Genomic DNA, 22776 nt, shown 5'->3' with positions numbered 1-22776 from the left:
ACCGCCTATTCGAGCGCGCCCGCCAAACTCTCATAACCGCTGGCGAATTCCTGTTTGAAATCCTGCACCACGCCGCCTGCGCTGCGCACTTCGGTGACGAGGCCAACGCCTTGCCCGACGAAGTAAGAGCATAGCTCGCGCGCTTGTTCATTGCCGTTTACAGCGGCTTTGTCGATCGCGCGCAGCACTGGCTCTGACAGCAGCATCATCAGCGGCATGGGCAGGGCGGGCATGCCAGCCTCTTCCCAGCGTGCGTGCCAGCCGGATCGCAGCTGGCGGCTGAATTTGCCCGTGCGGTGCTTGGAGCGGATTGTGTCGCGGCTGGAGGCGGCGATCATCTTCTCGCGGAAAACCTCATGCGTCTCTGCCTCCTGTGTGGCGAGCCACACGCTGCCGCACCATGCGCCCGCTGCGCCCATTGCCATCATCCCGGCCATTTGCCGCCCGTTCATGATCCCGCCTGCTGCGAGCACGGGAATGTCCGCGCCTGCCCGCTCAATCGCCTCGATCACCTCGGGCACCAGCACGATTGTGCTGACCTCGCCGCAATGCCCGCCGCCTTCGCCGCCTTGGGCAATGATCAGATCAACGCCCGCCTCGATTTGCTTCATCGCGTGCTCTTTTGCGCCGACCAATGCGGCCACCGGAATGCCGTGCTTCTTGCCCGCTTCGATCATTGCGGGCGGGGCTGTGCCCAGCGCATTGGCGATCAAGCGGACCGGGTGGTTGAAGCTGACCTCCAGCAATTCCTGACCCAGCGAGGTGTTGGGCGCTTGGCTGCCGCCGAGCGGCGCTGTGCCATCCAGGCTGACGTCCGCCTCGCGCAGGATTTTGGCGGTCATATCGCGGTATTCCGCCGGGATCGCGGCGACGATATCATCCGCGCTCACCGAATGATCGACGGCCTGCACCTCGGGGATCAGAACGTCGATGCCGTAGGGCTTGCCCTCGACATTGTCGTCGATCCATTTGAGCTCTGTTTCGAGCTGCTCCGGAGTGAAACTGACCGCGCCGAGCACGCCAAACCCGCCCGCACGGCTGACCGCGGCGACCACATCGCGGCAGTGCGAGAAGGCAAAGAGCGGGAATTCACATCCCACCATATCTGTCATGCGAAATGGCATTATCGGGTCTTTCGTAAGGTTGGCGGTGTTGGCTTAAGGATTGCGGCGCGCAGCGCGTGTGGTCAAGGCTTAGCGGAGCGACCTAGCGCATGCCGAGGCTACGCATGACAAAGCCGATGATGGTCTTGTCGCGCTCCGTCCCCGCCTGTCCCAAAACGCCGCGAGCGTGATCGGGAATGTGGTCAGCGGATTGCGGTGCATCTTCGCCAAACACGTAATGATCAAAGAGGCTCTTCCAGGCCTGCCTCTCCGACAAGGGGCGTTCCCGAATGGCCAGCATGGCCAGCGCCATCGAGGCCATTTGCACGCCGCGCGGATCGCTCGGCCACCAATAGTTCACCAGCATGTTGAACGCGCCATCAGCGGTGACGTGATGCCACCACAACGGCGGCAGGAACAGCGCATCGCCCGGTTGCAATTCAACCTCGATGCGCGCGTCCCAAGCCTGGCGGAATTTTGGGAAACGCTCAAAATCGGGATTGGCGAAATCGACAAGACTGGCGGGTGGGCCAGCCATATTGAATTCCAGCGGGCCGATGTAGAGATTGCCGATTTGATCGGGCGGGAAGAGTGTGAACTTGCGCGGCCCGGCCACGGCGCAGGCAATGTTGAGCTCGACATCGATATGCGCCGCGACGCGCGACTTATTGCCGATCCAAACGCGCGGCTCGATCCGGTTTTCGAGCAGCGGCATCGCATTGTCCACCGCAAAGCTGGGTAGGCAGCTGCCCGCCGGAACGGAGCCTGCGTAAATGGCGGGCGGATTGGGCTGGTCTGCAACCTCGATCAGCTTGTCGAGCAGAGCGTTCAGCGGTGCCTTTTGCCGCTGAAAGTTAAAGCCGCGCATCTGCTCATCGTAAAAATGGCGCCCGTCATTTCCGCTCGCGGAGACGAAGGTTTCCACCGGCTGGCCGTTATAGCCTGCGTTCAGATAATCACGCAGCGCCTCTGGCGATTGCTGCGCGGCCTTCACCACCGGCCAGTGGCTCACCAATCCGCGCATGACAACCGGCTGGCCAGCCTGCACCACCGCGCTTTCAAACTCAGTGCGGTCGATGCTGGTAAGCTCATCAATGCTGGGCGTTTGCGGGGCGTCCAAGACGGCTCCAATCCTTGGTCTGAATGCTGATGACTGCACGATAGGTGGCAGGGACGGGCTTGTCATGCCCCCGCATGCCGACTGGACCTGCTCCGTATTGCGGCTTAGCTTCGCCCTCAAATGGATGGATGGAAGAGGAATGGGTATGGCTTACCGCGCAGCGTTCGCAGCGGCTTTGGGAGCATTGGTGCTGGCGGGGTGCTCGGCCGCGCCCGCATCTGAGGCCCCGGCTGGTGAGACCAGCAGCGTCGATGCCGTCACCTCGATCCTGAATGCTGGGGTCAGCGCGAATATGGGCGGGGCCAAGTTTCTGTTCGACCCCTTGTATGACAATCATTTTGGCTCGCTCGCCGAAATGGGCGAGCCTCTGATCGAGGCGATCATCACTGGCAGCGCGCCTTACGACAATGTCGATGCCGTCTTCGTCAGCCACGCGCATGGTGACCACTTCTCCGCCGAATATCTCAACCGCATGATGGCCGCGCAGCCGAGCGTGCAATTGATCGCGCCCGCTCAGGCTGAAGAGGCGATGCAAGGCCATGAGCTGTGGCAGGATGGCTTTGCCGAGCGGATCACCAGCGTCACGCTCAGCAATGGCGAGGCGGCGGAACGGATCGAGGTCTCAGGGACGGTGGTTGAGGCTTTGCGCACCCCGCATGCAGGCTGGCCAGAGCGGCATAGCGAGGTGCACAACATCACCTTCCGGGTTTCCGCGACCAATGCCGCAGGCGCGCCGATCCGCGTGATGCATATGGGCGATGCCGATCCCGCCGCGCAGCATTTCACCATGAATTCAGAGTTCTTTTGCTGCGCGCGAACGAATGTGGTGATGGTGCCGTTTTGGTTCTTCCAACAAGAGGAGGCCGGTGTGCTGATCGACCGCACGCTCAACGCAGAAAAGCCCATTGGCGTGCATGTTCCCGTGCAGACACCCGCTTTCCTCGAAGGCAGCGATTGGACCTATTTCACTAAGGCCGGCGAGGAAGTCGCCATCACGCCCATTGCCACGCCCAGCGAGTGATCACTCCCAGGCGGGGCTGTTTTTCTGAAGGTAGAATTTGAGCGGGCTGCCGCTCGCTGCTGCTGCCAAAGCTGACTTGTATTCAGCCGATATGTCGTCACAGGCCAATTCCTCCCAAGCCTGCATGATCTGCTGATTGCGCTCCGCGTCTTCGCTGGCTTCCCCAACGAAATGATTGCACCGCGACAGTCGGTCGATCATCGGCGAGACACCGGCTGCTAGGCTCGGCAAACGCTCCGCCAGCATATCGGGGTTCGCCAGGAAATAGACCATCGGGCCAGAAGGGGGCTGGCGTTCCCCTGGCGTGTCGACGCTAATCGATCCGCTCGGCATTTGGCCCGCATCACTCGCGATAAAGCGCACCCGGTCTTCATCGACGAAGAAATCGAACCTTGCCTCTTCTGCCGAACGTGAGAACAAGCCGCCGCGAAATTCCTCGCCCGCATCCGGGCTGTTGCCTAGAAAACGTAAGACCAGTTCACCCGCCTCGAATGAGATCGTGACGCCGCCGCCCTCAATCATCGCCATGTAGACGATTTGGTCATTGTCGGTGCAATCGATCTGGCGATCATCGCCTGTCATGCTCGATAGGCCCGCGGTGGCGCTGGGCTGATCCGCCTCGCGCATGCCGGGCGCGATAAAGTTCATGGTCAGGAATTCACCGACGTTATCAGGGTTGCTGATTTTGTAGTGCCGCCCGCCTGCGCTTGCATCAACTTCGCCAATATTGATTGCCAGCGGCCCGTCTTCGGTGATGGCAAAGGCGGGTTCGTTGCCAACCGGCGGGTGGATGCCAAAGAAGCGTTTGCCATCGGTGGTGATGCAGACATTTTCGATTTCGAAATAGGTTGGCGCGGCGAACGGATCGGCCCCGTAGCCCGTTTTGACCTTGGCCCAATAGCTGCCATTTCTAGCGGTCTGAGTGACGGAATCTGACTTGCCTGCTGAGGCAGGGGTAGGGGGCCCCGTTCGCTCCAATGTGCATGTGCTTGACGGTATTGCCTCAGACTTTGCCGATGCCTCAGTTCTGAAAATCGCCGTGTCACCTTTTTCGTGAAAACTGGTGATGTCCGATGCGTAGCGGACACCGCTGCCGGTTTGCGTTGCAGGCAGCAATTGGAGCGCGGCCAAATTGTCATCGCGCCCCGTCGGGAAGCCCACCTGAACGGCGCTTTCACCAAGCACTTGGAGCCGGGTCACCGTGATTTTGAAGCCGCCCTCGCAGGCGTAAAGCTGCATCTCGCCGCGCTCAAAATCAGGCGCGCCCGGCCCGTGAGATGCTATCGCTGGCGAAGGTAGAAGAGCGAGCGTTCCGGCTGCCAAAGCCATAGGAATAAGGGTCTTCATCAGTCATTTCCTCCCAGCATTATTCAAACGGTATCGTATTGTCGGTGTGAGGGCCGACCACATATCGTTGGCCGATCATCACATCGCGCATTTGGCATTTAATCGCCTCTGTCTTTGCAAAATGAAAGGCTCGGCCTGACGGGGCGCATAGCTCCATCCCGTCGCGCGCTTGCCAGCGGTCCTCGCCGCTTCTTCCGACGACGAATATCTCGCCATAATAGGCGCTGCCATCGGCTTGATCAGGCAAGCCGACCCATGCGCATTGACCGCCGGAAAGCGTCCACCACCCCACGCTAGACCAATTGGAGCGAGGCGAATATTTGCCCCAATCGTAATAGCCAAAAGCGACATGGACTGTTTCGCGTGTGCGGTTGCAAAATTGCACCTCGGTCTGCTGGTCGGCATATTCATATTGCGCGAGGCTGCCCGGCTGGGTCTGCACCGGCTTGTAAACATAGGCGGGCTTTTCCTCGCGCGGCGGGGCCTTGTTTTGCGCGGGCAGAATGACGCTGCCGGTCAGGTTGGTGCGCCACACCTCTGTTTCATTGCGGACATAAGCAAAGTCACCGCCCAGACCCGCTGTGACAGCCACCGTGAGGCCCTGATACGCGCCATCATAGCCGTACCAGATGCCGATATCCTTGCCATAGGCTCCGCTGCCGCCATGCGCGGTTCCCGCGATGCCACCTGACCCGGGTTGGTTGCGACCTTTGAAGAACCCAACCACAATTCCGCTTCCGCCGCCCAGAGTTCCGAACTCAAGCGCTTTGGTGCGATAGCGCGAGGCAGGAAGTTGTCCCGCCGTATCGAACGCAAAGCCTTTGTCGAATTCTGCGCCAATCCCAATCCCGCCGCCGCTGACAAAGCCGATGGTGACGGTGCGGTAACCGGCTTCGTCGGCGAGCTGCATCGTCCCTTCGTAGCAATTGGAGGCGAGGATATTGTCGTGGAAGGCTTTGCTGTGCGGATTGGCCAAAATGTCTGCGGGAAAGCGGCAACTCGCCCAGGTCGTTGCAATCCTGCCGATCAGATCGGCGGATTGATCCGCCCTTACCGCGGCCTTTGACAGGATGGATTTGGAGCCACCTGAGGCGCGAACGCAGTAACCGGCGGTGGGATCGAGCACGTTCTTGCTGCGCTCGACGATGCCTTTGCGGCAACCAATCGGGCCGCCATCCACGATCGCAATGCAGGCGCGCTGCCCATCACCGCCGCACGGTGTTCGCGCAGCCGCCGAGGCGGCAAAACTGATATGGCTTGTTGATGTGTCCGGCGCAGGCGATGCGAAAAACGCCAGCGCAGCGCTGACAACCGAAACGACAATTGCAGACTTAGAAAAGCGCATGGCACTTCCCCCCAAAGTGAACAGTCTGCGACCCATGTCTTTTGTTGTTGGTCGGCGTTTGTAATGCGCCGGGTTGAGCGGATACTGAACGCGATTGTTGTCAAAGGTACGGGAAGTTTGAAGGGCGCGAAAGTGCGGCCGATCACGAGCGGTTAGTCAGGCTGATCTGAACCCAGCTCAACGAGTGGCGCAGGCTCGCTTTGCTCTGCGATGCTGCGCGCTGCGTCCCAGCCGCCATGGAGCCATGTTTGCCGCGCGGCTTCGTTATCAGGCACTATCACCGGCATGCTCTTGCAACCCGCAGCTCTCGGCGTGCCCGCTGCGTCGCGGGTTAGCAGGGCGAAGGCGGGCACGTCCTCGTCTTTCCAGACGCCCGCTATAGCGAAGATCCCGCCACCTTCCGGCGCGAACCAATGTTTTAGGCACCGCCCTTCGTAATCTGTGCCGCTGCCCCACAGCATGACGCTGGTTGCGGGCACGAGGCAGCGGAACTCGCTGTTGCGCAGGTTCCCGATCCAGAACGGGCTATCGAGATTGCGCACCGATGCAATGCGCCGGGTCGGATCATCTGACTTGGGAGGTGGCAACACACCCCATAGGCGCGGCGTCATGCGCGGGCTGAGCCGTCCGCCAGAGGGCCGCGAACCAGCGATGAATTCGCGCCCTGCGGTGATAACAGGCGCAAAGTTGAGCGGGGCAACATAGCCGCCCGCCCACGGGTCTTCGCCCGGCGCCGCGCCAAATCGCCGCGCAACATCGGCGGCCCTCGCATCGAGGCGGTAGAGCTGGGTCAGACGCCGGTTCCGAAGACGATGAAGGTGATGGCCAGCAGAACATGATTGCTCAGCGTGCAAAAAATGTTCATCGGAGGATGTAACCTTTCACCTGCGCGTTACGAACGCTGCCGAATACACTGCCTTCAATAAGGGGTCCATTTCAATGGAATTTACACTGAAACGCACAGTTCAAGCCTTGATCTTTTTGATCTTTGCTGCGGCTCTCTTACAGCCGATTTATACAGCACTTTACCTTGGCGCACCGGAGGTTAATCGCCTGTGGCTTTGGGGCGTGGAGGCGTTCATTTTTGTGATTATGGCGGCGTTTTCTGGGTCCGCTTTGGTGCAGTCCAAACGTTATAGCCTTGGCTTTTCCGCGATCGCGATGAGCGCGGTGCTCAATGTTGTTCAGGTCGGCGTTGGCCTGACGATGTTTGGCCCCTTCCGTGAAGCGGCACAGGCTTCCGAAGCGCTCACTCCGTTGGCTGGCGCGATCGTTGCCTTCTCCTTCATGGTCTACAATGCGGCTAAGGTCTTGCTCGGTCTCGCGGCGATTGTATTCGGCATGGCCAAGATGAACGCTGGCGGTAAAGCGCTGGGCGGTCTCACAGCAGCAGTTGGTGTGGTTGCTCTGATCACAAACACCCTTTCGATGGCGCTGGGCCGCGGCTTCTCAGGCGATCTGCCGCTTGCTGGTGGTTCAGGCGTTCTTGCGACCTTGCTGCTGGCGCTGTGCCTATCGGTCGCGGTCAAAGACGACTGAAGCTTTCAAAATCGTTCTCGCCTCATGCGGTCGGTCGTCATTCGGCTGGACGCATTGGCGCGACACGCCTAGTAAGCCTTACATCCCCGGGGAGCGCGCTCGCGCTGAGAGGGGCGGGATAAGCACCGCCTGACCCGTTGAACCTGAACCGACTAACATCGGCGGAGGGAGCGGCTGGCATAATCGTCTGTAGACAGGCCAGAAGTCCGCTCTCCGCTACTAGGAGACACTTCGCATGGCAGACATCAACTCACCGGTCGAAATCGGCGTAACCACCGGGCCCATCCGTGGCAGTCGCAAGGTCCATATCGGCGCACGCACAGGCAGCGGCATTCAGGTCGCCATGCGCGAGATTGATCTGGAGGGCGGCGAGGCGCCGGTGCGCGTCTATGACACCTCCGGTCCCTACACCGACACGAACGTCAACATCGACATCAATGCGGGTCTTGCGGCGAAGCGCCGTGACTGGATCCTCGCCCGCAGCGATGTTGAGGAATATGACGCGCGCGAAGTAAAGCCAGAGGACAACGGCCAGCTCGGCCCAGATCGCAGCGGCGGCGTCCCGCAATTCCCGAATGCGGTGAAGCGCCCGCTGCGCGCGAAGGCGGGCATGAACGTCAGCCAGATGCACTATGCCCGCAAAGGCATCATCACGCCGGAGATGGAATATGTCGCCGAGCGCGAGAACCTGGGCCGCGAAGTGGCCGCTGATCTGGTGCGCGATGGCGAGAGCTGGGGCGCGGAAATTCCAACGGTGATTACGCCGGAATTCGTGCGTGATGAGGTCGCTCGCGGCCGCGCGATCATTCCCAACAACATCAACCACCCGGAAACCGAGCCGATGGCGATCGGGCGCAATTTCCTGGTCAAGATCAACGCCAATATCGGCAATTCCGCCGTCGCCTCAGACGTCGCCAATGAAGTCGATAAGATGGTGTGGGCGACCCGCTGGGGCGCGGATACGATCATGGATCTGTCTACGGGTCGCAACATTCACGACACCCGCGAATGGATCATCCGCAATTCCGCTGTGCCGGTTGGCACCGTGCCGATTTACCAAGCGCTGGAGAAGGTCGGCGGGGTCGCAGAAGACCTCACCTGGGACATTTTCCGCGACACTCTGATCGAGCAGGCCGAGCAAGGCGTCGACTATTTCACGATCCACGCAGGCGTCCGCCTGGCCTATGTGCCGATGGCCGCGAACCGCGTGACCGGCATCGTGTCGCGCGGCGGCTCTATCATGGCGAAATGGTGCCTCGCGCATCACAAGGAAAGCTTCCTCTACGAGCATTTCGACGACATCACCGAGATCATGAAGGCCTATGACATCGCCTATTCCCTCGGCGATGGCCTGCGCCCGGGCTCCATCGCGGATGCCAATGACGAGGCGCAATTCGCCGAGCTTTACACCCTGGGTGAGCTGACCCACCGCGCGTGGAAGCATGACGTGCAGGTCATGATCGAGGGGCCGGGCCACGTGCCCATGCACAAGATCAAAGAGAACATGGAAAAGCAGCTGCAGGTCTGCGGCGAGGCGCCGTTCTACACCCTCGGCCCGCTCGTCACCGATATTGCGCCGGGATATGACCACATCACCAGCGGCATCGGCGCGGCGCAGATCGGCTGGTACGGCACGGCGATGCTTTGCTACGTCACGCCGAAGGAACACCTCGGCCTGCCCGACCGCGACGATGTGAAGGTCGGGGTTGTGACTTATAAACTCGCGGCGCACGCAGCCGACCTTGCGAAAGGGCACCCGGCGGCGAAGGTGCGCGATGATGCCCTGTCAAAGGCGCGCTTTGAATTCCGCTGGAGGGACCAGTTCAACCTGTCGCTCGACCCGGAGACCGCCGAGCAATATCACGACCAAACCCTGCCAGCTGAAGGCGCGAAGACGGCGCATTTCTGCTCCATGTGCGGGCCAAAGTTCTGCTCGATGCAGATCAGCCAGGAAGTGCGCGATTTCGCCGCGAAGCAGAATGAAAGCCCCGAGACGTTCCTAGCCGCGGAAAAACTGGGCGCAGACACCGCCGAGGCCAGCAAGCAAGCGGCGCTCAAAGGCATGGAAGAAATGAGCGAGAAATATAAGGATATGGGGCAGAAGCTGTACTTGCCGGAGGAGGGCGCATGAAGGCCCTGATCAAATCCACCGCAATCGTGGGCGCACTTTGCCTCGCGGGTACCGCCGCGCAGGCGGACGATCACACAGAAGCTTCTTCGAAGAAGCAAACACTCATGCCCGAAGCGGAAGGTCCGCGCGCCTTTATGGAACAGTTCGGTTTTTCCGAAGCGGTAATCCACGGCGACACCGTCTATCTGTCCGGCGTGATCGTCGGCGGGGGACAGGACGGCACATTGAGCGAAGAGGGGCTTGAGAGCACGTTTGAATATCTCGGCAGCGTGCTGGAGCGCGCAGGCTCAAGCTGGGACGATGTGATCGATCTCACCACCTACCACACCGATATCGAAGCCTCGATGCCCGCATTTAGCGCGGTCAAAAACCGTTATATCAAAGCGCCCTTTCCAGCATGGACCGCGATTGACGTGGACCGGCTGTTCTCGCCAGGCGGTGTAATCGAGATCAAGATCACCGCGCGGGTGACACCTAAGGAGTGAGGGCGGTGCGGAGCAGCGCTCAAAGGCATGGAAGAAATGAGCGAGAAATATAGGGATATGGGGCAGAAGCTGTACTTGCCGGAGGAGTGAGTGAGTGGCTAGTTGCGCACTATTTCAAGAAGTGGATCAAACGCCAACAATGCCGCCCTGCGGCCTGCTGCTGGCTCGACAACCCTTAGAAGCCCAACGTCCGTTAGTATTCGACTCATTCGATGAGCTGTTTGTTGAGGTATGCCCGCGGAAGTCGTGAATGCACTATTTCGGAAAACCGGCTTTCCGAAGATGTAGTCGACAGCAGGTTGGGACCATTGTGAACTGAGTAAATCGCGGAAATGAACCTGCATGTCTTGATACAATTCGTTTATGCGATCCGTTATTGCGATGTTGATCTCCGCTTGCCGGGTAAGGATTTCTAAAAAGAACAGAATCCATTCATTCCAATCCCCATCTGAAGAGACGTGCCGCAGACGATCCACATATTCCTCTCTGCGCTCTTCAATGGCAGCACTTACGTAGAAGTGAGGAGCGTGAATGACATTCCTCTGCCACAAATTGAGTGGTATCAGCATACGGCCTAAACGCCCATTGCCATCTTTAAAGGGGTGTAGAGCCTCGAACTCCAAGTGCATAATTGCTGTTTGGACTAATGGCTCGATAGCCTGATCGTGTATGTATGACTCTAGTGAAGCGATCCCATCTTCTAAGCGGTCTGGCTCAACTGGGATGAACAGTATTTCGCGTTTTCGCCGGTCTGCAACGTAGTTTTGCTCTCGTTTGAATTGACCGGGAGCTTTATCTGCTCCGCGTCCGAAGAAGAGCAACTGTGAGTGTGCTTCACGAATCAAGCGTGAGGAGATCGGTATCCCTTTTGTTATCAATTGTTGAGCTCGTTTTACCGCTCTGGTGTACGAAAACACCTCAATCGCCTCTTGGCGATAAGTGCTAAGATCATCCTCGTCCTCTTCTTCATCAGCCTGAATTTGGAGGATTTCGTCCAAAGTGGCTATCGTACCTTCGATTCTTGATGAAACGACAGCTTCAGCGTTCCTAAGCGGGGCCAGTAGCAGCTCTTTGTTATGTAAGCCCTCAAGCTTGGTATCGTATCTTGCCAAAGCGCTGGTTGCACCTGTGAGCGACGTGGCAAGTAGCTGATAATCAATTTTCTTTGGAGGAAATTGACCAAGGTGATAGCTCACTGCATTGCTCAGATCGTAACCCTGTATGTCAGCCATTGACTTTAAAACCTCGCACTTTTTGATAGACAAACTGATTAGACTATCATGAGCTAAGCGCAAGGTTGTTTGTTTATCACATTTCGCTCTGCGTTATATTCAACGTAGTTTGTATGCAATCTATGATGGTCAATTCGATTTGAGTATGACGAAGTGTCCAAAACCATACTCAAATGGCTAAAGCTCACGCACCTGCCATTCCAGCACTAACCCCGCCCCAATTTCACCAACACCCGGTCCAAGCTTTGCAAAAACCGCGAGCGGTCGGCCTTTGAGAATGGCGGTGGGCCGCCGCCGATGCCGTCCATCCCGGCGCGCAGGTCTTCCATAATGGCGCGGGTTGCGATTGCGCTGCCGATGCTGGCGGCATCGAACGGTTTGCCATTGTGAGACAGCACCGCCGCGCCTGCCTTTAGGCACCGCTCCGCCAGCAAAATGTCGGCGGTGATCACCACGCTTCGCGGGTCCGCATTTTCCGCGATCCAATCATCCGCCGCGTCAAAGCCATCATCGACGACAATCCGCGTTATGCGCGGGTGATCGGGGATGCGGAATGGCGAATTACTGACGATGCGTACCTCGGCCTTAAACCGCTCCGCGACGCGGTACACCTCGTCCTTTACCGGGCAGGCATCGGCATCGACCAGAATAGTTATTGCATCGGGCATCAGCAGGGCGCTTTCAGGCTTTAGAATTCCCAGCGCTCGGTTAGCATTTCGGCCTGGCCGTCTTTTACCGAAACTTCCGCCGATGGCGCTTCGGGTTTGCCCTCGGCGAACAATTCGTAAATTACGGTGCCGTCGTTCTGCACGCTTTCGATGACCCGCACCGGCACGAACATGCCGTCAACGCCCTCGGTCACGGCGCGAGCATTTTCGGGTACGTCGGCCCAATCAAGATCGCGCTGAACCTCCACCACGGTGAAAGAACCATCGTCGCCTTGCAGCATATCCAGTTCAACTTCGCTGCCATCGGGGCGCGTGCCTTCGACGTCGAAGAAGGTTTTGCCTTCGCGTTCCTTCTTCTCAATCTCAGCAATGGTCATGCCGGGGATCTTTTCTTCAGCAGCCGCCAGAATACCTTCGGGAATGTTGGCCAAATCAATCTCGGTCGAGATCGTTTCAGGCGCCTCTTCGAGAATGGCGCCGCCTTCGGCCGTGTCGTCGCTCGCAGGGGAGCAGGCGCTCAATAAAGCGGCGCTGATGACGCTGAATGAGAGGATCGGGCGGGGAAGAGACTGTTTTGGCATGATGGGTTTCCTGACGCTAAATTTCAGCTGGTCTGATGATCGGTTCGCGGCTTCATACACATTTGGGCCGGATTGTTCAGCGCCTGAGGGTAAAAACAAGCAAAACACTCTTCCGAAATCCCTCGAAATTCCGGGGCGGCTCCCCATATCTAATGGCACAACAAACCCCGTAAGAGAGGAGCGTCGCCCCCGATGCCAAACACCGAAACCATGCAGTTCCAGTTCAACTCTGACAGCAGCGTTATGGGCACAGCAAACGTCGCAGAGCGGATTGAAAATGCCGTGCGGCACAAGCTCGCCCGGTTCGAAAATCGCCTCACCCGGCTGGAGGTTCACGTGCGCGATGACAATGCGCGCAAGGGCGGCGATGATGACAAAGCCTGTATGATCGAAGCGCGCCCACGCGGAGACAAGCCGATTGGCGTTACCGAGCATGCGGGCGATGTGGACACGGCGGCTCGCAAGGCGGCGAACACCATGGCCCAGCGGCTGGAACGCGTGCTGGGCAAGCAGGAAAAACACAAGCACGACCCGCGGCCTGATAAGGAGATGTGAGGGGAGTGGCGCCTGGAGGCTGGTCTTTGGTGGTCCGGGACCGTCATAATACCTCGTCATCCTGAACTTGTTTCAGGATAACCGCCTAAGAGATGCTTCACTTGTTATGCTGAAGTGAATTCAGCATGACGGTTAGCATATGGCCAAACAACCTTGCGTCTATATCTTAGCGAGCGGTCGTCGCGGTTACATCTATATCGGCGTTACTTCCAATCTCGCTCAGCGCGTGTGGCAACATCGCACCGGCGCAATCGAAGGGTTTGCCAAAAGGCGAAATTGCAAACGTCTCGTCAGGATAGAGATGTTTGAGAGCATGTATGACGCGATCTCGCGCGAGAAAAAGCTGAAGAATTGGCACCGAGACTGGAAGATCAATCTGGTGGAGGAAGAGAACTCCAATTGGATTGATCTGAGTGTGGAGCTGGGTTTGCGAGAGTGAGGCTTGTGGCTTGTTATCCTGAAACAAGTTCAGGATGACGGGGTGGCGGGCGCTTGCTCCGTTTTCCTCACCAAATCCCAGTCATACCCCAGCTCGCGCACGCGGGTTTCTAGCGCGGCGCGCAGTTCTGCGCTGGGCTGGGCCTCGCGGGTGAGCATCCATAAATAGCGCCCTGATGGCTCGCCGACGATCGACCACGGATATTGCCCCTCGGCGTTTGGCTCGCCGCGGTCCAGCACCCAATAATCGCCGTAGAACGGGCCAAAGAAGCTGACCTTCAGCTTGGCGCCGTCTGATCCTTCGACCACTTTGGCGCGGCCCTTGGCTTCGCTGAGTTCGCCATCAAGCCCGCCTTCGCGGCAGGAATTGAGCACGGCGATCTTGCCGTCGTCACGCATCGAATAGGTCGCGGTGACGCCTTCGCAGCCCTTTTGAAACGGTGCCTCATAGCGGGCATATTCGTGCCACGTCCCAAGGTAGGATGCGAGCGCAACCGGCTTTGCGGGCTCTGGCACGGCCGTGTTGCCGACAGGGCCTGGGGAGCCGGTGCATGCGGCGAGCGTGGTTGCGGCGAGCAGGGTTAGAAGTGCGCGGGGGGCGTGTTTGAATGTCATGCGCATGGCTGTGCCACAGTGCGGGCGGAAATGCCATTTTGCGGCGGCGGGATGGTCTGAGGCGGCGCTCAGGCTTTCCTACTGATGGGCGCGGGGTTTAGACCATGCGGATGGCCAATTTTCCTGACAATTGCCGCGATACCGCTCGCAGTCTTCAATCGATTTTTTCGATCAATAGGCGTGTCTGTGATCGGATGGTTTTTGGCCTTAGACTGTGTTCCAGCTGTTCCAAGCGCCCTGTGCGTGCGGCGAGTCGAGGAATGGGACTTGAGAGCGTGCAAAAAGCGACCTCACATGGCGGCGCAGAAATTACGGCTAACTCCTTCAAATTAGGTGATTGCCCAAATGTCTGCTAGTTGCGCGTTGCTGACGTCGAGATTTGCGACGGACTTCGAGATTTGCCTTCCGCCGTTTGGCCCCTGTGGCCCCCGGCGTAAACCAGACGACGACTTCCTTTCATTTGACGATTTGACGCACAACCATGCCTCACATTGGGGCACGGCAATTACCGTTTCGCTTGAAAGGAAACGACTATGTCTAAGACTGGAACCGTAAAGTTCTTCAACACTGACAAGGGCTATGGCTTCATTCAGCCTGACGATGGCTCGAATGACAGCTTCGTCCACATCAGCGCAGTGCAGGCCGCCGGCATGCAATCGCTTGATAAGGACCAGCGCGTCAACTTCGACCTCGAAGAAGGCCGCAATGGTAAAGAAAGCGCTGTAAACTTGTCAGCTGCTGACTAAGCGATCCGTAGCGGGGCGGGGCTGTGATGGCTCTGCCCCGTTGCAATCCCTCTGCGCGGGACAATGCGCAATCGGCTCGGGCACTTTGAGCCAAGATATGAAGCGCTGATGACGCAGGCCAACGGCCGCCACAGCGCTTTCCTACTCGCACTGACTGTGGTTAGAAGCGAGCAAATGCACCACAGTAACCTCCGTATTAACCCTATGGTAGCCATGCACGGTTAACGCGCTGGAAGAATTTCGCTGCATACCAGCGGGGCTGGCCGTTTGTGTCAGTGCGGATCGTTACTAAGGGGTTTTGAGAATGCATCAGCTGCAGGAAGTCTTCGCGACTGCCGAAGGGGAAAAGGCTTTTGAGGCGCACTTGCATGCGCTGTTTGCCGCCTCGGATTTCGATGCTGCTGAGGCAATCCTCTCAGAGCATATTGCGACCATGGACACCCCGGTGGCTGAACTGTGCCGTCAGCTGGATCATGATGCGGTTGAGATCAATGGCCTCGAAGACGTATTCGATTGCGTCGATGGACTTGAAGGCGAACCTGTCAGCACGGTGATCATCGTTGCGGCGAACCCGCCAGATCTCGCCTTTGAAAAGGGCAAGACGCATGAGCCTTTCCTCGCCGCCATGCTTTACACGGACGAGGGCTATGCCTTCTCCGATACGCCCGCTGAACAGATCATCGCGGAATGCGGCAACGAAGAAGGTCCGGCGTGGGCTGGCAAAGAAGAGGACATTGAACTCTATCTTGAAATTGAGGGGTTTGGTCCGCTCAACACCGCGCTGCTGTTCCACAAACAGCGTCACTTCTTCCGCGATGACAATCCGCCGCAAGCGCCGCTGCGTTACGTTGAGTACGTAGTTGGCTGTTGGTGGCGCGCGCTTAGGTGCCAGCAGGCCATTGCCGCGCGCGTGAAAAAGCACCTGCACCCTATCGGCATCGGCGCGGTTGTCGCGGTTGAGGACATGCGCCCCGAGCTGATCAGCGTGCTGGCGCGGCCTGCGACTGAGCAGGTTGCAGAACGCCGTCCGGCGGCTGAGCTTGCATCTATCCAAGCAGAGACCTTCATCCAGCGTAAAGTGGTTGAAGAAGAGAAGGAATTCTCCGGCGCTGATCTGCGCCGCAAGGTCGATGAGATCATAGAAGAGGCACCAGAGCCTGAACCAAAAAAGAAGCGTGGTTTCTTCAGCCGCTTGTTCGGACGCGGGCGCTCGGTCGACAAGGCTGCCTAGTCAAAACGGGCAAGAATGGTCGACGCAAGGTGCGAGTGCTTGCGTGCGCGTTTACCAAGAAAGCTGAGCGAATTAGGTATTTGTGCATAAATCTGCTAACCTGTCGGCCTATCCAAAGAATCCGGCACCGCTACGCTTTGCGAGCGGCAAGACAGGCCAAGTGCTTGCATGCACTCTGACCCCTGCTCAGCCGGAGCATAAAGAGAGACCATTGCATGGCCCAAACATACGAATTCTACAGCGAACGCGCAGACGAAGCCGCGGCGCAAGCGGAAAAGTCTGATCTCGCGAACGTGCGCGAGCGGCATTTGCGGGCTGAAAAAACCTGGCGTGGTTTGGCCGAGCAGGCTCGCAAGACCGTACAAGATCGCGCTCGCGCCGATGAAGAACGCGCTGCACGCCGTGCAGCAGAAGCTGAAGCGGCCGAAGCAGCCAGCGCTTAAAAGCGCTTAAATCCGCATGTCTAGCGCATCATAGTATGGCCTCTCAGCCTTTCGCTGAGGGGGCAAATGCTGCGCTCTAAAGCCCTTTTCGGCCAAACACTTTCGCGCGCAACCCCTTGCCGCTTAGGCTAGGCATGCCCGGATTGCTCGGCGTCGGTTGGCTGACTTGGACTGGCTTTGGCGTGTCTGGATCAGGTGGCTGTGCACCGCCGTCTCCAATCGCGCGAACTTCAAACCTCCCGCCAATACCTTCGGCCATGGCGCGTTTCTCGGCCCATTCGTTGGCGAGCTCGACCTTGGCGTCCTGTTCCTCTGGCATTAGGTCGGCTGGGAAGGCCCGATCATTGATGGCGTTCTCCTCAGGCACGTGATCCTCCGCGAGAAAACCATGCTCCACATGCTTAAGCGGAGTGAGTTCATAAAACGCCAAACCAGCTTCGCCATCTTCTGGGTCGGCATCGCGCCAATTCACCCTGTATGAAAGGCTGCGGTCTTCCGGCCCAAAGATATCGCCATCAGGGATGACATAGCCGTTCTCCACCAGGCTCACATTCATGAAGCCAAGGATGGTTTCGAAATTGGCCGCCCAAGGCAGCACATTGGGTTTGATCACGAATTCTCGGCCCAGCCAATGGCGCGCGCCATAGGTGCGAATGCCGAGCAGTTGATCTTCGCCAGGGCCTGCCTGCGGTCCGAACAAATACGGGTGTATGTGAAGCGGACTTGGCGCATCCATAGCGGCAAAACTATCAAACATCTCGCCAGAGATCAGTTGATCTGACTGCGTCCAATGCACAGCGGATGGGCTGGCATGGTCGGTGACAATCCGGCTCATCAAGGCCAAAACTTGGAGCCGCCGGTCAAATTGCTCCCGCGTCGCGCCCGCTTGTTTTACGCCGATCTGCTGAAACATCTCGGCGATCTTAGGGTCGTTTTCGACACCTCCCATCACCCCATGCGACACCTCCAGCAGGATGTGGCTGCGCGAGCGAGCGATGCGTTCGCGAATGTCCGGGCACAGAAGGCCAGTGATTGTCGATGACAACGCGGCGGTGAATGCGTCAGGATTGGCTGGAGCATCGATATATTCAAAGGTCAGCATCAGTTCTTCTGAACCGTTGAATAACCGGTAGAATTTGCTCGGATTGGCCTCAGGCACGTTGAAAATCGCGCCCGATTTCATCTCTTCGATCCGAGCGAAATCGCGCACCGCCGCCTCCAAAATGTCGTACGGCTGGTCGAACAGCAAAGCGGTTTGCAAACGGTTCGGATATTTCATCGTCTTGGGTCCCGGTTTCCAATACCCAGACTGTAAGGCAGCAGGCGTAAGTTTCCGGTTAACTATGCACCGCGCCTCACGCGGTTATGGCAAGATCGAGCGCACATTTCAGACGGGCACGTATCAGCTGCCGATGCCAAGCTCACCCAAAATGCTCTCGATCTGCTTCTTGACGCCAAAAAACCCAGCTTTGGCGTGCAGCCAAGTGGCCCGGTCAAGTTCTGGCAGCAGAGTGACGAGGTTACCCTCTGTTTCCAGCTCGGACAGCTCAGGCCACAGAGCATCGCGTGTCCAGCCAATGGGTAAATACGGCGACACGACCCGCGCGACCCCGGCATCTGACAGCAAGTTAGCAAGGCTTTGCTCGCTGTCCCAGACGGTGGATTTGCAGCCAAACGCATCGGCAGCTTTGCTGAGCGAGTCCGCGACGGCTTCCTCAGCAAAACTCAGCGCCTTATCACTCACCTCACGCGGAGATCGCGCGGCGGGGCGAGCGGCCCCAATGACCAAGCTCGGCACCTTAGGCAGCGTCAGCGGCGCGTGGCTCGCCGCTTCATCGTGCAGCAGCAGGGCAAACGGCTCAGCAAATGCGTCATCGCTTGGAACATCGGGCAGCGACAATGGTCGCTTCTGGTGGTCGCGAGGCTCTTCGAGCGCAGGCGCTTCGGTTGCCAGACCTTCAGCCGGCAACGGACCATCTGGATGATTGACCGTGTAGGTGGCGATATTGTCTGGGCGAGCGAGATAGACCTTGCCCTTGGTGTGCAGGCCTGCGACCCAGCGCCAGCTGAGAGTGTTCGAGGCTGCATCTCCGTCAATCAGGTTTCTCAAGAAGAAGTCTGCGCCAAGCTGCCAATCGAGCTTAAGCGTGAAAATCCAAATGCTGGCAAACCACATGCGGGCGTGATTGTGCAGATAGCCTGTATCCACAAGCTCGCGTGCCCACACATCGAATGCTTCGATACCCGTGCGTCCGTCGACAGCCTCGGTATATGCTTTCTGCAGGCCGGTGTTGCTGTCTAGCCGAGCAAAGGCCGCGTCACGATCCTCGCAAAACTGTGACCAGATGCTGGGGCGCTGTTCGAGATAGCCTTTGAAATAGACCCGCCAGAACACCTCAGCGATGAATTTCTCTGCCTTATGCGGGCTGTGCTGTGCCAGCACAGAGGTGCAGATTTCAGCCTCGTTTAGCAGTCCTGCGTGCAGCCATGGCGACAGCAGCGAGACATTGCTGCGGCCCATTCCGTCGTCAAAATTACGCGCATCAGCATAGCGACGCCCGGCCTTGGGCAAGAAGTCGGCAAATTGTTCAAGGCCAGCGGCGCGGGTAGGGGTCCATTTCATAGAAAGGACAACCAGAGGCTCGCGCGCGGGTTCCAACAAAATGCGCGGCGCAGATCCCGAGTTGTGTAATTTTCGTGCTCAAACGCACAATAAATTTCGGAACATCTATTCCGGCGGCTCGTTCGTAACTGTGAGCGAGCAGCAAAACGGCTTGTTCCCGTTCCTTCACGAACGACACAAATTTTGTATATATTACAAGGATGATCCCTATGAACACCCTTAAAGTGACCTTGGCCTCAACCATCGCTCTGTCGATTGCCGCCTGTTCACCAGAAGCGGCGACCGATGATGTCGCAACCGAAGATGCAATGGCAGCGGAAGAAGTGGCACCCGGCACGATCGTTGACGTGGCCGTTGGCGATGACAACTTCTCGACCTTGGTAGCAGCAGTGAACGCCGCTGAACTGGGTGAAACGCTGTCGGGTGAAGGTCCGTTCACCGTGTTCGCGCCAACCAATGATGCGTTCGCGAAATTGCCGGAAGGCACAGTCGAAACGCTGACCACCGAAGACACCGAAACACTTGGCACGATCCTGACCTACCACGTTGTTGCTCAGGCAGTTGATGCGGCCTCGCTCATTGGCGCAATCGAAGGCGCGGGCGAAGGCGGCTATGAAATTCCAACTGTAAACGGCGGAACGCTGACAGCAAATGTCGTCGATGGCGCAGTGGTACTGACCGATGCGGCTGGCGGCACTGCGACCGTGACCGCGACCGATGTGGAAGCATCAAACGGTATGATCCATGTGATCGATTCGGTGCTGATGCCGCAGTAATTTACGCATCTTTGAACAAAGCTGAGAAAAGGGCGGGTCCTGCGAGGGATCCGCCTTTTTGCTGTTTGGTGATGTCAATGGACCACTGCGATCACGAATTTGTTGGTGGCCTGCAACAAGGTGGTGACGCCATGGGCAAGGTGCTCTATCATCCTTGATCAAGTACTTAGAGTTGGGCGTTAGATGATTGGTATAGGGCGAATTTCCTGGCTGGCGCTGGGAATATTGATGTGTTCCGCTTGCGCAGCCAGCGGGGATAACCGCGCTGACACGCCGCAGAATTTTGCCGGCATTTCCGATGATGAAACGATCACCTTGAGCGGGACTGAGCCGTTCTGGAGCATGGCGATTGATGGCACCAAGCTGACGTATTCCAGCCCTGAAAACCTCCAAGGTGAAGTCACAGAAGTGCGCCGGTTTTCAGGCAATAACGGGCTGGGGTACTCTGGCGAGCTTGCTGGTGAGAGTTTGCAGATCGCCGTAACCCCAGGCGAATGCAGCGACGGCATGAGCGATTTTGAATACCCATTCACGGCTACTGTCAATTTGGGTGATGTGACGCTGCTTGGTTGCGGCTACACCGACAGCAATCCGATCACTGGAGACGAATCCGAATGAACGATGCGCATGATGTCCAGGTGGACGATGATCAAGCGATTACCGACAGCGAAACCGCAGGCATGGCGAGCGCCTATTCCGTTTCTCGCTATTGGCGGATGTTCTTCTGGGCCGCGGCGGTCTTCAATTTGATCATTGGCCTCGCAGGTATGCTCAGCCCAGAGGCGACGATTGACGCCCGGATCATTGGTCTGTTCATTTTCAGCTTTGGCATCGTCTATTTCCATGTTGCGCGCGAACCGATGCGCTTTGGCCCAATTTTGTGGGCCGGTATCTTGAGCAAGATTGGCATTTTGGCGCTGCTCGCGCCTCAGGTTTTCGGTGCTCAGACAGTCGATCCAATGGTGGCAGGCGGCTTGGTCGCAGACGGGATCTTTGCGGTCGGATTCCTGGTGTTTTTGATGAGCGTGATAGACGACTACGAGATCTGATTTGGGTGGCTCGCAGCATCTCTCTGAGCCCCCAAAACCGCCGCTTGCCGCGACGTTAGAACGATCAGAAACAGCGCTCGCTCAGCTAAAATCCCTATAGTGCAATAGCTTACCAACCCGCCGGTCTTGACCCACCGAATTTCTCGGAACGCATGCGTCTGTTTGCCGTTTAGATGGCAATGAACAGATATCACCGCGGCGTCAATTTATGCCTCGGGAAAGCGGACTACAGTGAGCACCGACGAAGAACGCGATCCTAAGCGATCCGGACAAGCAGCCTTGAGTTTTGATGACGCGCCCGAGAGGTTTCGGGCCGGTCACAAAGGCGACCAATTTTCTGGCGCATCAGGCGTCTTGTTTGAACAAGCCATGGCGCAGACCCGCATGGCGATTTGTCTTTGCGATCCGCACAAGCCAGATCTGCCGATTGTATTTGCCAACCGGGCATTTCGCCGCCTGACCGGATATGGCGAGGACGAGATCTTAGGCCGGTCGTGCCGGTTCCTGCAGGGGCCTGAAACCGATCCAGAGCCTGTGGCGCGCATTCGTGAAGCGCTGGCCAATGAAGATGTGGTGGTGGTTGAGCTGCTCAATTACCGCAAGAATGGCACCACATTCTGGAACGCTCTGCACCTCGGGCCGATCTACAATAGCGAGGGCGAACTCGTCTATTTTTTCGGCAGCCAATGGGACGTGTCCGACGTTCGCGCGGCGCGTTCTGAGGGACGCCATGCCAAAGAAATGGCGCGCGAGCTCTCGCATCGCATGAAGAACATGTTCGCAGTGATCTCCGGCATTGTGAATGTCACTGGGCGGGTGCGCGGCATTCGCGCCGAAGCTGATGAGATCAACTCACGCATTCAGGCGCTAGGCCGTGCGTATGAGACGACGCTGGATGATGCTTCGTCTGGCAGCATTGATATTGGGCAAGCGATCAAAGCAGTCCTGCTGCCCTATGACCGTGACGAAGAGCGCATGATCTTGCTGGGCAATGGGGTGCGCATGCCGTTCACGGTCATTTCCATTGTCGGCCTCATCCTCCACGAGCTCGCGGCCAATGCCACCAAGCACGGGGCCTGGGCCACTGAAGAGGGTAAGGTCACAGTAAGCTGGATGCCAGCGCAGGACACAGAAGGCCTCGTCATCACCTGGACGGAAGAAGGCGGCCCTCTTGTTGACCTGGATCAAATTGAAGCCGGGACGGGCACAGCAATCGTCGATCGGCTGCTCGCCACGACTGACGGAACAATAGAGCGCAACTGGAACGAAACTGGCTTGAAAGCCGTTATCACACTGCCGGTAAGGAGCGTGTGATGGCCAAGAGCTACACGATATTGCTGCTCGAAGACGAACCCTTGATCTTGATGGATATGGAGTTTGCCGCTGAAGATCTCGGCTGCAAACCGCTCACTGCGACAAATTGTGAAACGGCTCACCGTCATATTCAGACTCACGGACGCGACATCGATTTGGCCATCCTCGATGTGTCGCTTGGCAATGGACTGACATGCTTCCCGGTTGCGCATGAGCTTGAGCGTCTGGACATTCCTTACATCCTGCACTCGGGCGATCTGGACCGCCATAATGAACGCATTCGCGAGCTCGACGCACAGCTGATTGCTAAGCCAGCCTCCGCTGACAAGGTCATCGCAGCCGCAATCGCGCATTCGCAAGGCACGGATGCTAGGGCCGTTCACATCACTGCAGAGTAAGTCTCTCGGGCCCTGC

Annotated in this window: 25 protein-coding genes and 1 riboswitch; of the genes, 14 read left to right on the top strand and 11 right to left on the bottom strand. The window is 58.0% G+C overall.

The annotated features are described in order from the left end of the window. Nucleotides 1-5: 5 nt before the first annotated feature. Nucleotides 6-1112, bottom strand: a complete 1107-nt coding sequence (locus AC0V6V_RS05875) for an NAD(P)H-dependent flavin oxidoreductase (protein ID WP_486164511.1) — start codon at nucleotides 1110-1112, stop codon at nucleotides 6-8. A gap of 94 nt (nucleotides 1113-1206) precedes the next feature. After that, nucleotides 1207-2223: a cupin-like domain-containing protein gene (locus tag AC0V6V_RS05870; protein WP_486164510.1), complete on the bottom strand. Its 1017-nt coding sequence runs from the start codon at nucleotides 2221-2223 to the stop codon at nucleotides 1207-1209. A gap of 145 nt (nucleotides 2224-2368) precedes the next feature. On the opposite strand from AC0V6V_RS05870, the gene AC0V6V_RS05865 reads away from it, so the two are divergent. Continuing rightward, the gene (locus AC0V6V_RS05865) at nucleotides 2369-3244 is read left to right on the top strand and encodes an MBL fold metallo-hydrolase (protein WP_486164508.1); all 876 of its coding nucleotides are present in this window, start codon (nucleotides 2369-2371) and stop codon (nucleotides 3242-3244) included. On the opposite strand, the gene AC0V6V_RS05860 is transcribed toward AC0V6V_RS05865, so the two are convergent. The 3 genes from AC0V6V_RS05860 to AC0V6V_RS05850 form a co-directional block, all read right to left on the bottom strand. Continuing rightward, on the bottom strand, nucleotides 3245-4591 hold the full coding sequence (locus AC0V6V_RS05860; RefSeq protein ID WP_486164507.1) for a hypothetical protein: 1347 nt from the start codon (nucleotides 4589-4591) through the stop codon (nucleotides 3245-3247). A 19-nt stretch (nucleotides 4592-4610) separates the two neighbouring features. Further along, nucleotides 4611-5936, bottom strand: coding sequence for a DUF1036 domain-containing protein (locus AC0V6V_RS05855; protein ID WP_486164505.1), 1326 nt, complete (start codon nucleotides 5934-5936; stop codon nucleotides 4611-4613). A gap of 152 nt (nucleotides 5937-6088) precedes the next feature. Then, a complete protein-coding gene (locus AC0V6V_RS05850) occupies nucleotides 6089-6790 on the bottom strand; it encodes an SOS response-associated peptidase family protein (RefSeq protein ID WP_486164503.1) in 702 nt (233 codons plus the stop codon). 85 nt (nucleotides 6791-6875) lie between these two features. Here AC0V6V_RS05850 and AC0V6V_RS05845 point away from each other — a divergent pair, with 85 nt between their 5' ends. From AC0V6V_RS05845 to AC0V6V_RS05835, 3 genes are all read left to right on the top strand, one after another. After that, nucleotides 6876-7475 (top strand): thiamine biosynthesis protein ThiC, encoded by a 600-nt coding sequence (locus AC0V6V_RS05845; protein ID WP_486164501.1) that lies wholly within the window; start codon nucleotides 6876-6878, stop codon nucleotides 7473-7475. Nucleotides 7476-7552: 77 nt separating this feature from the next. Continuing rightward, nucleotides 7553-7662: riboswitch (TPP riboswitch) on the top strand. Nucleotides 7663-7710: 48 nt separating this feature from the next. Next, on the top strand, nucleotides 7711-9606 hold the full coding sequence (gene thiC, locus AC0V6V_RS05840) for a phosphomethylpyrimidine synthase ThiC (RefSeq protein ID WP_486164499.1): 1896 nt from the start codon (nucleotides 7711-7713) through the stop codon (nucleotides 9604-9606). Beyond that, the gene (locus tag AC0V6V_RS05835) at nucleotides 9603-10091 is read left to right on the top strand and encodes a RidA family protein (protein WP_486164497.1); all 489 of its coding nucleotides are present in this window, start codon (nucleotides 9603-9605) and stop codon (nucleotides 10089-10091) included. The genes thiC and AC0V6V_RS05835 overlap by 4 nt, the downstream gene beginning before the upstream one ends. A gap of 98 nt (nucleotides 10092-10189) precedes the next feature. On the opposite strand, the gene AC0V6V_RS05830 is transcribed toward AC0V6V_RS05835, so the two are convergent. The 3 genes from AC0V6V_RS05830 to AC0V6V_RS05820 all read right to left on the bottom strand — a co-directional run bounded on the left by AC0V6V_RS05830 (nucleotide 10190) and on the right by AC0V6V_RS05820 (nucleotide 12572). Then, nucleotides 10190-11323 (bottom strand): Fic family protein, encoded by a 1134-nt coding sequence (locus tag AC0V6V_RS05830; RefSeq protein WP_486164495.1) that lies wholly within the window; start codon nucleotides 11321-11323, stop codon nucleotides 10190-10192. A gap of 206 nt (nucleotides 11324-11529) precedes the next feature. After that, the gene (locus AC0V6V_RS05825; RefSeq protein WP_486164494.1) at nucleotides 11530-11991 is read right to left on the bottom strand and encodes a YaiI/YqxD family protein; all 462 of its coding nucleotides are present in this window, start codon (nucleotides 11989-11991) and stop codon (nucleotides 11530-11532) included. A gap of 20 nt (nucleotides 11992-12011) precedes the next feature. Further along, nucleotides 12012-12572: a hypothetical protein gene (locus AC0V6V_RS05820; protein ID WP_486164493.1), complete on the bottom strand. Its 561-nt coding sequence runs from the start codon at nucleotides 12570-12572 to the stop codon at nucleotides 12012-12014. Between the two features lie 192 nt (nucleotides 12573-12764). On the opposite strand from AC0V6V_RS05820, the gene AC0V6V_RS05815 reads away from it, so the two are divergent. Both AC0V6V_RS05815 and AC0V6V_RS05810 read left to right on the top strand, forming a co-directional pair. Continuing rightward, entirely contained in the window at nucleotides 12765-13127 is a 363-nt protein-coding gene (locus AC0V6V_RS05815; RefSeq protein WP_486138294.1) for an HPF/RaiA family ribosome-associated protein, read from the top strand. A 139-nt stretch (nucleotides 13128-13266) separates the two neighbouring features. Then, the gene (locus AC0V6V_RS05810) at nucleotides 13267-13566 is read left to right on the top strand and encodes a GIY-YIG nuclease family protein (RefSeq protein WP_486164492.1); all 300 of its coding nucleotides are present in this window, start codon (nucleotides 13267-13269) and stop codon (nucleotides 13564-13566) included. A gap of 29 nt (nucleotides 13567-13595) precedes the next feature. Here the strand turns inward: AC0V6V_RS05810 and AC0V6V_RS05805 are convergent, their stop codons facing one another. Further along, nucleotides 13596-14180, bottom strand: coding sequence for a lipocalin family protein (locus tag AC0V6V_RS05805; protein WP_486164491.1), 585 nt, complete (start codon nucleotides 14178-14180; stop codon nucleotides 13596-13598). A 533-nt stretch (nucleotides 14181-14713) separates the two neighbouring features. Here AC0V6V_RS05805 and AC0V6V_RS05800 point away from each other — a divergent pair. The 3 genes from AC0V6V_RS05800 (at nucleotide 14714) to AC0V6V_RS05790 (ending at nucleotide 16600) form a co-directional block, all read left to right on the top strand. Continuing rightward, entirely contained in the window at nucleotides 14714-14926 is a 213-nt protein-coding gene (locus AC0V6V_RS05800; RefSeq protein ID WP_472640701.1) for a cold-shock protein, read from the top strand. Between the two features lie 304 nt (nucleotides 14927-15230). Beyond that, a complete protein-coding gene (locus AC0V6V_RS05795) occupies nucleotides 15231-16157 on the top strand; it encodes a hypothetical protein (RefSeq protein WP_486164490.1) in 927 nt (308 codons plus the stop codon). A 215-nt stretch (nucleotides 16158-16372) separates the two neighbouring features. Further along, on the top strand, nucleotides 16373-16600 hold the full coding sequence (locus tag AC0V6V_RS05790; protein WP_472640703.1) for a hypothetical protein: 228 nt from the start codon (nucleotides 16373-16375) through the stop codon (nucleotides 16598-16600). A gap of 76 nt (nucleotides 16601-16676) precedes the next feature. On the opposite strand, the gene AC0V6V_RS05785 is transcribed toward AC0V6V_RS05790, so the two are convergent. Next, nucleotides 16677-17879 (bottom strand): hypothetical protein, encoded by a 1203-nt coding sequence (locus AC0V6V_RS05785; RefSeq protein ID WP_486164489.1) that lies wholly within the window; start codon nucleotides 17877-17879, stop codon nucleotides 16677-16679. Nucleotides 17880-18002: 123 nt separating this feature from the next. Then, nucleotides 18003-19223 carry an FAD-binding domain-containing protein gene (locus AC0V6V_RS05780; protein ID WP_486164488.1) on the bottom strand — a complete coding sequence of 407 codons (1221 nt, stop codon included), beginning with the start codon at nucleotides 19221-19223 and terminating at the stop codon, nucleotides 18003-18005. 209 nt (nucleotides 19224-19432) lie between these two features. Between AC0V6V_RS05780 and AC0V6V_RS05775 the strand changes: the two genes are divergently transcribed. The 5 genes from AC0V6V_RS05775 (at nucleotide 19433) to AC0V6V_RS05755 (ending at nucleotide 22760) form a co-directional block, all read left to right on the top strand. Continuing rightward, on the top strand, nucleotides 19433-19999 hold the full coding sequence (locus tag AC0V6V_RS05775) for a fasciclin domain-containing protein (RefSeq protein WP_486164487.1): 567 nt from the start codon (nucleotides 19433-19435) through the stop codon (nucleotides 19997-19999). A gap of 228 nt (nucleotides 20000-20227) precedes the next feature. Then, nucleotides 20228-20617, top strand: a complete 390-nt coding sequence (locus tag AC0V6V_RS05770; RefSeq protein WP_486164486.1) for a COG3650 family protein — start codon at nucleotides 20228-20230, stop codon at nucleotides 20615-20617. Continuing rightward, a complete protein-coding gene (locus AC0V6V_RS05765; protein WP_486164485.1) occupies nucleotides 20614-21048 on the top strand; it encodes a hypothetical protein in 435 nt (144 codons plus the stop codon). The genes AC0V6V_RS05770 and AC0V6V_RS05765 overlap by 4 nt, the downstream gene beginning before the upstream one ends. A gap of 231 nt (nucleotides 21049-21279) precedes the next feature. After that, nucleotides 21280-22362, top strand: a complete 1083-nt coding sequence (locus AC0V6V_RS05760; RefSeq protein WP_486164484.1) for a PAS domain-containing protein — start codon at nucleotides 21280-21282, stop codon at nucleotides 22360-22362. Further along, the gene (locus AC0V6V_RS05755; RefSeq protein ID WP_486164483.1) at nucleotides 22362-22760 is read left to right on the top strand and encodes a response regulator; all 399 of its coding nucleotides are present in this window, start codon (nucleotides 22362-22364) and stop codon (nucleotides 22758-22760) included. Before AC0V6V_RS05760 ends, AC0V6V_RS05755 begins: the two co-directional genes overlap by 1 nt. Nucleotides 22761-22776: the final 16 nt, after the last annotated feature.

This window comes from Erythrobacter sp. S249, from assembly GCF_057364975.1.
Note: the sequence above shows the minus strand (reverse complement) of the source record. Positions and strands in the feature narration are given on the sequence as shown.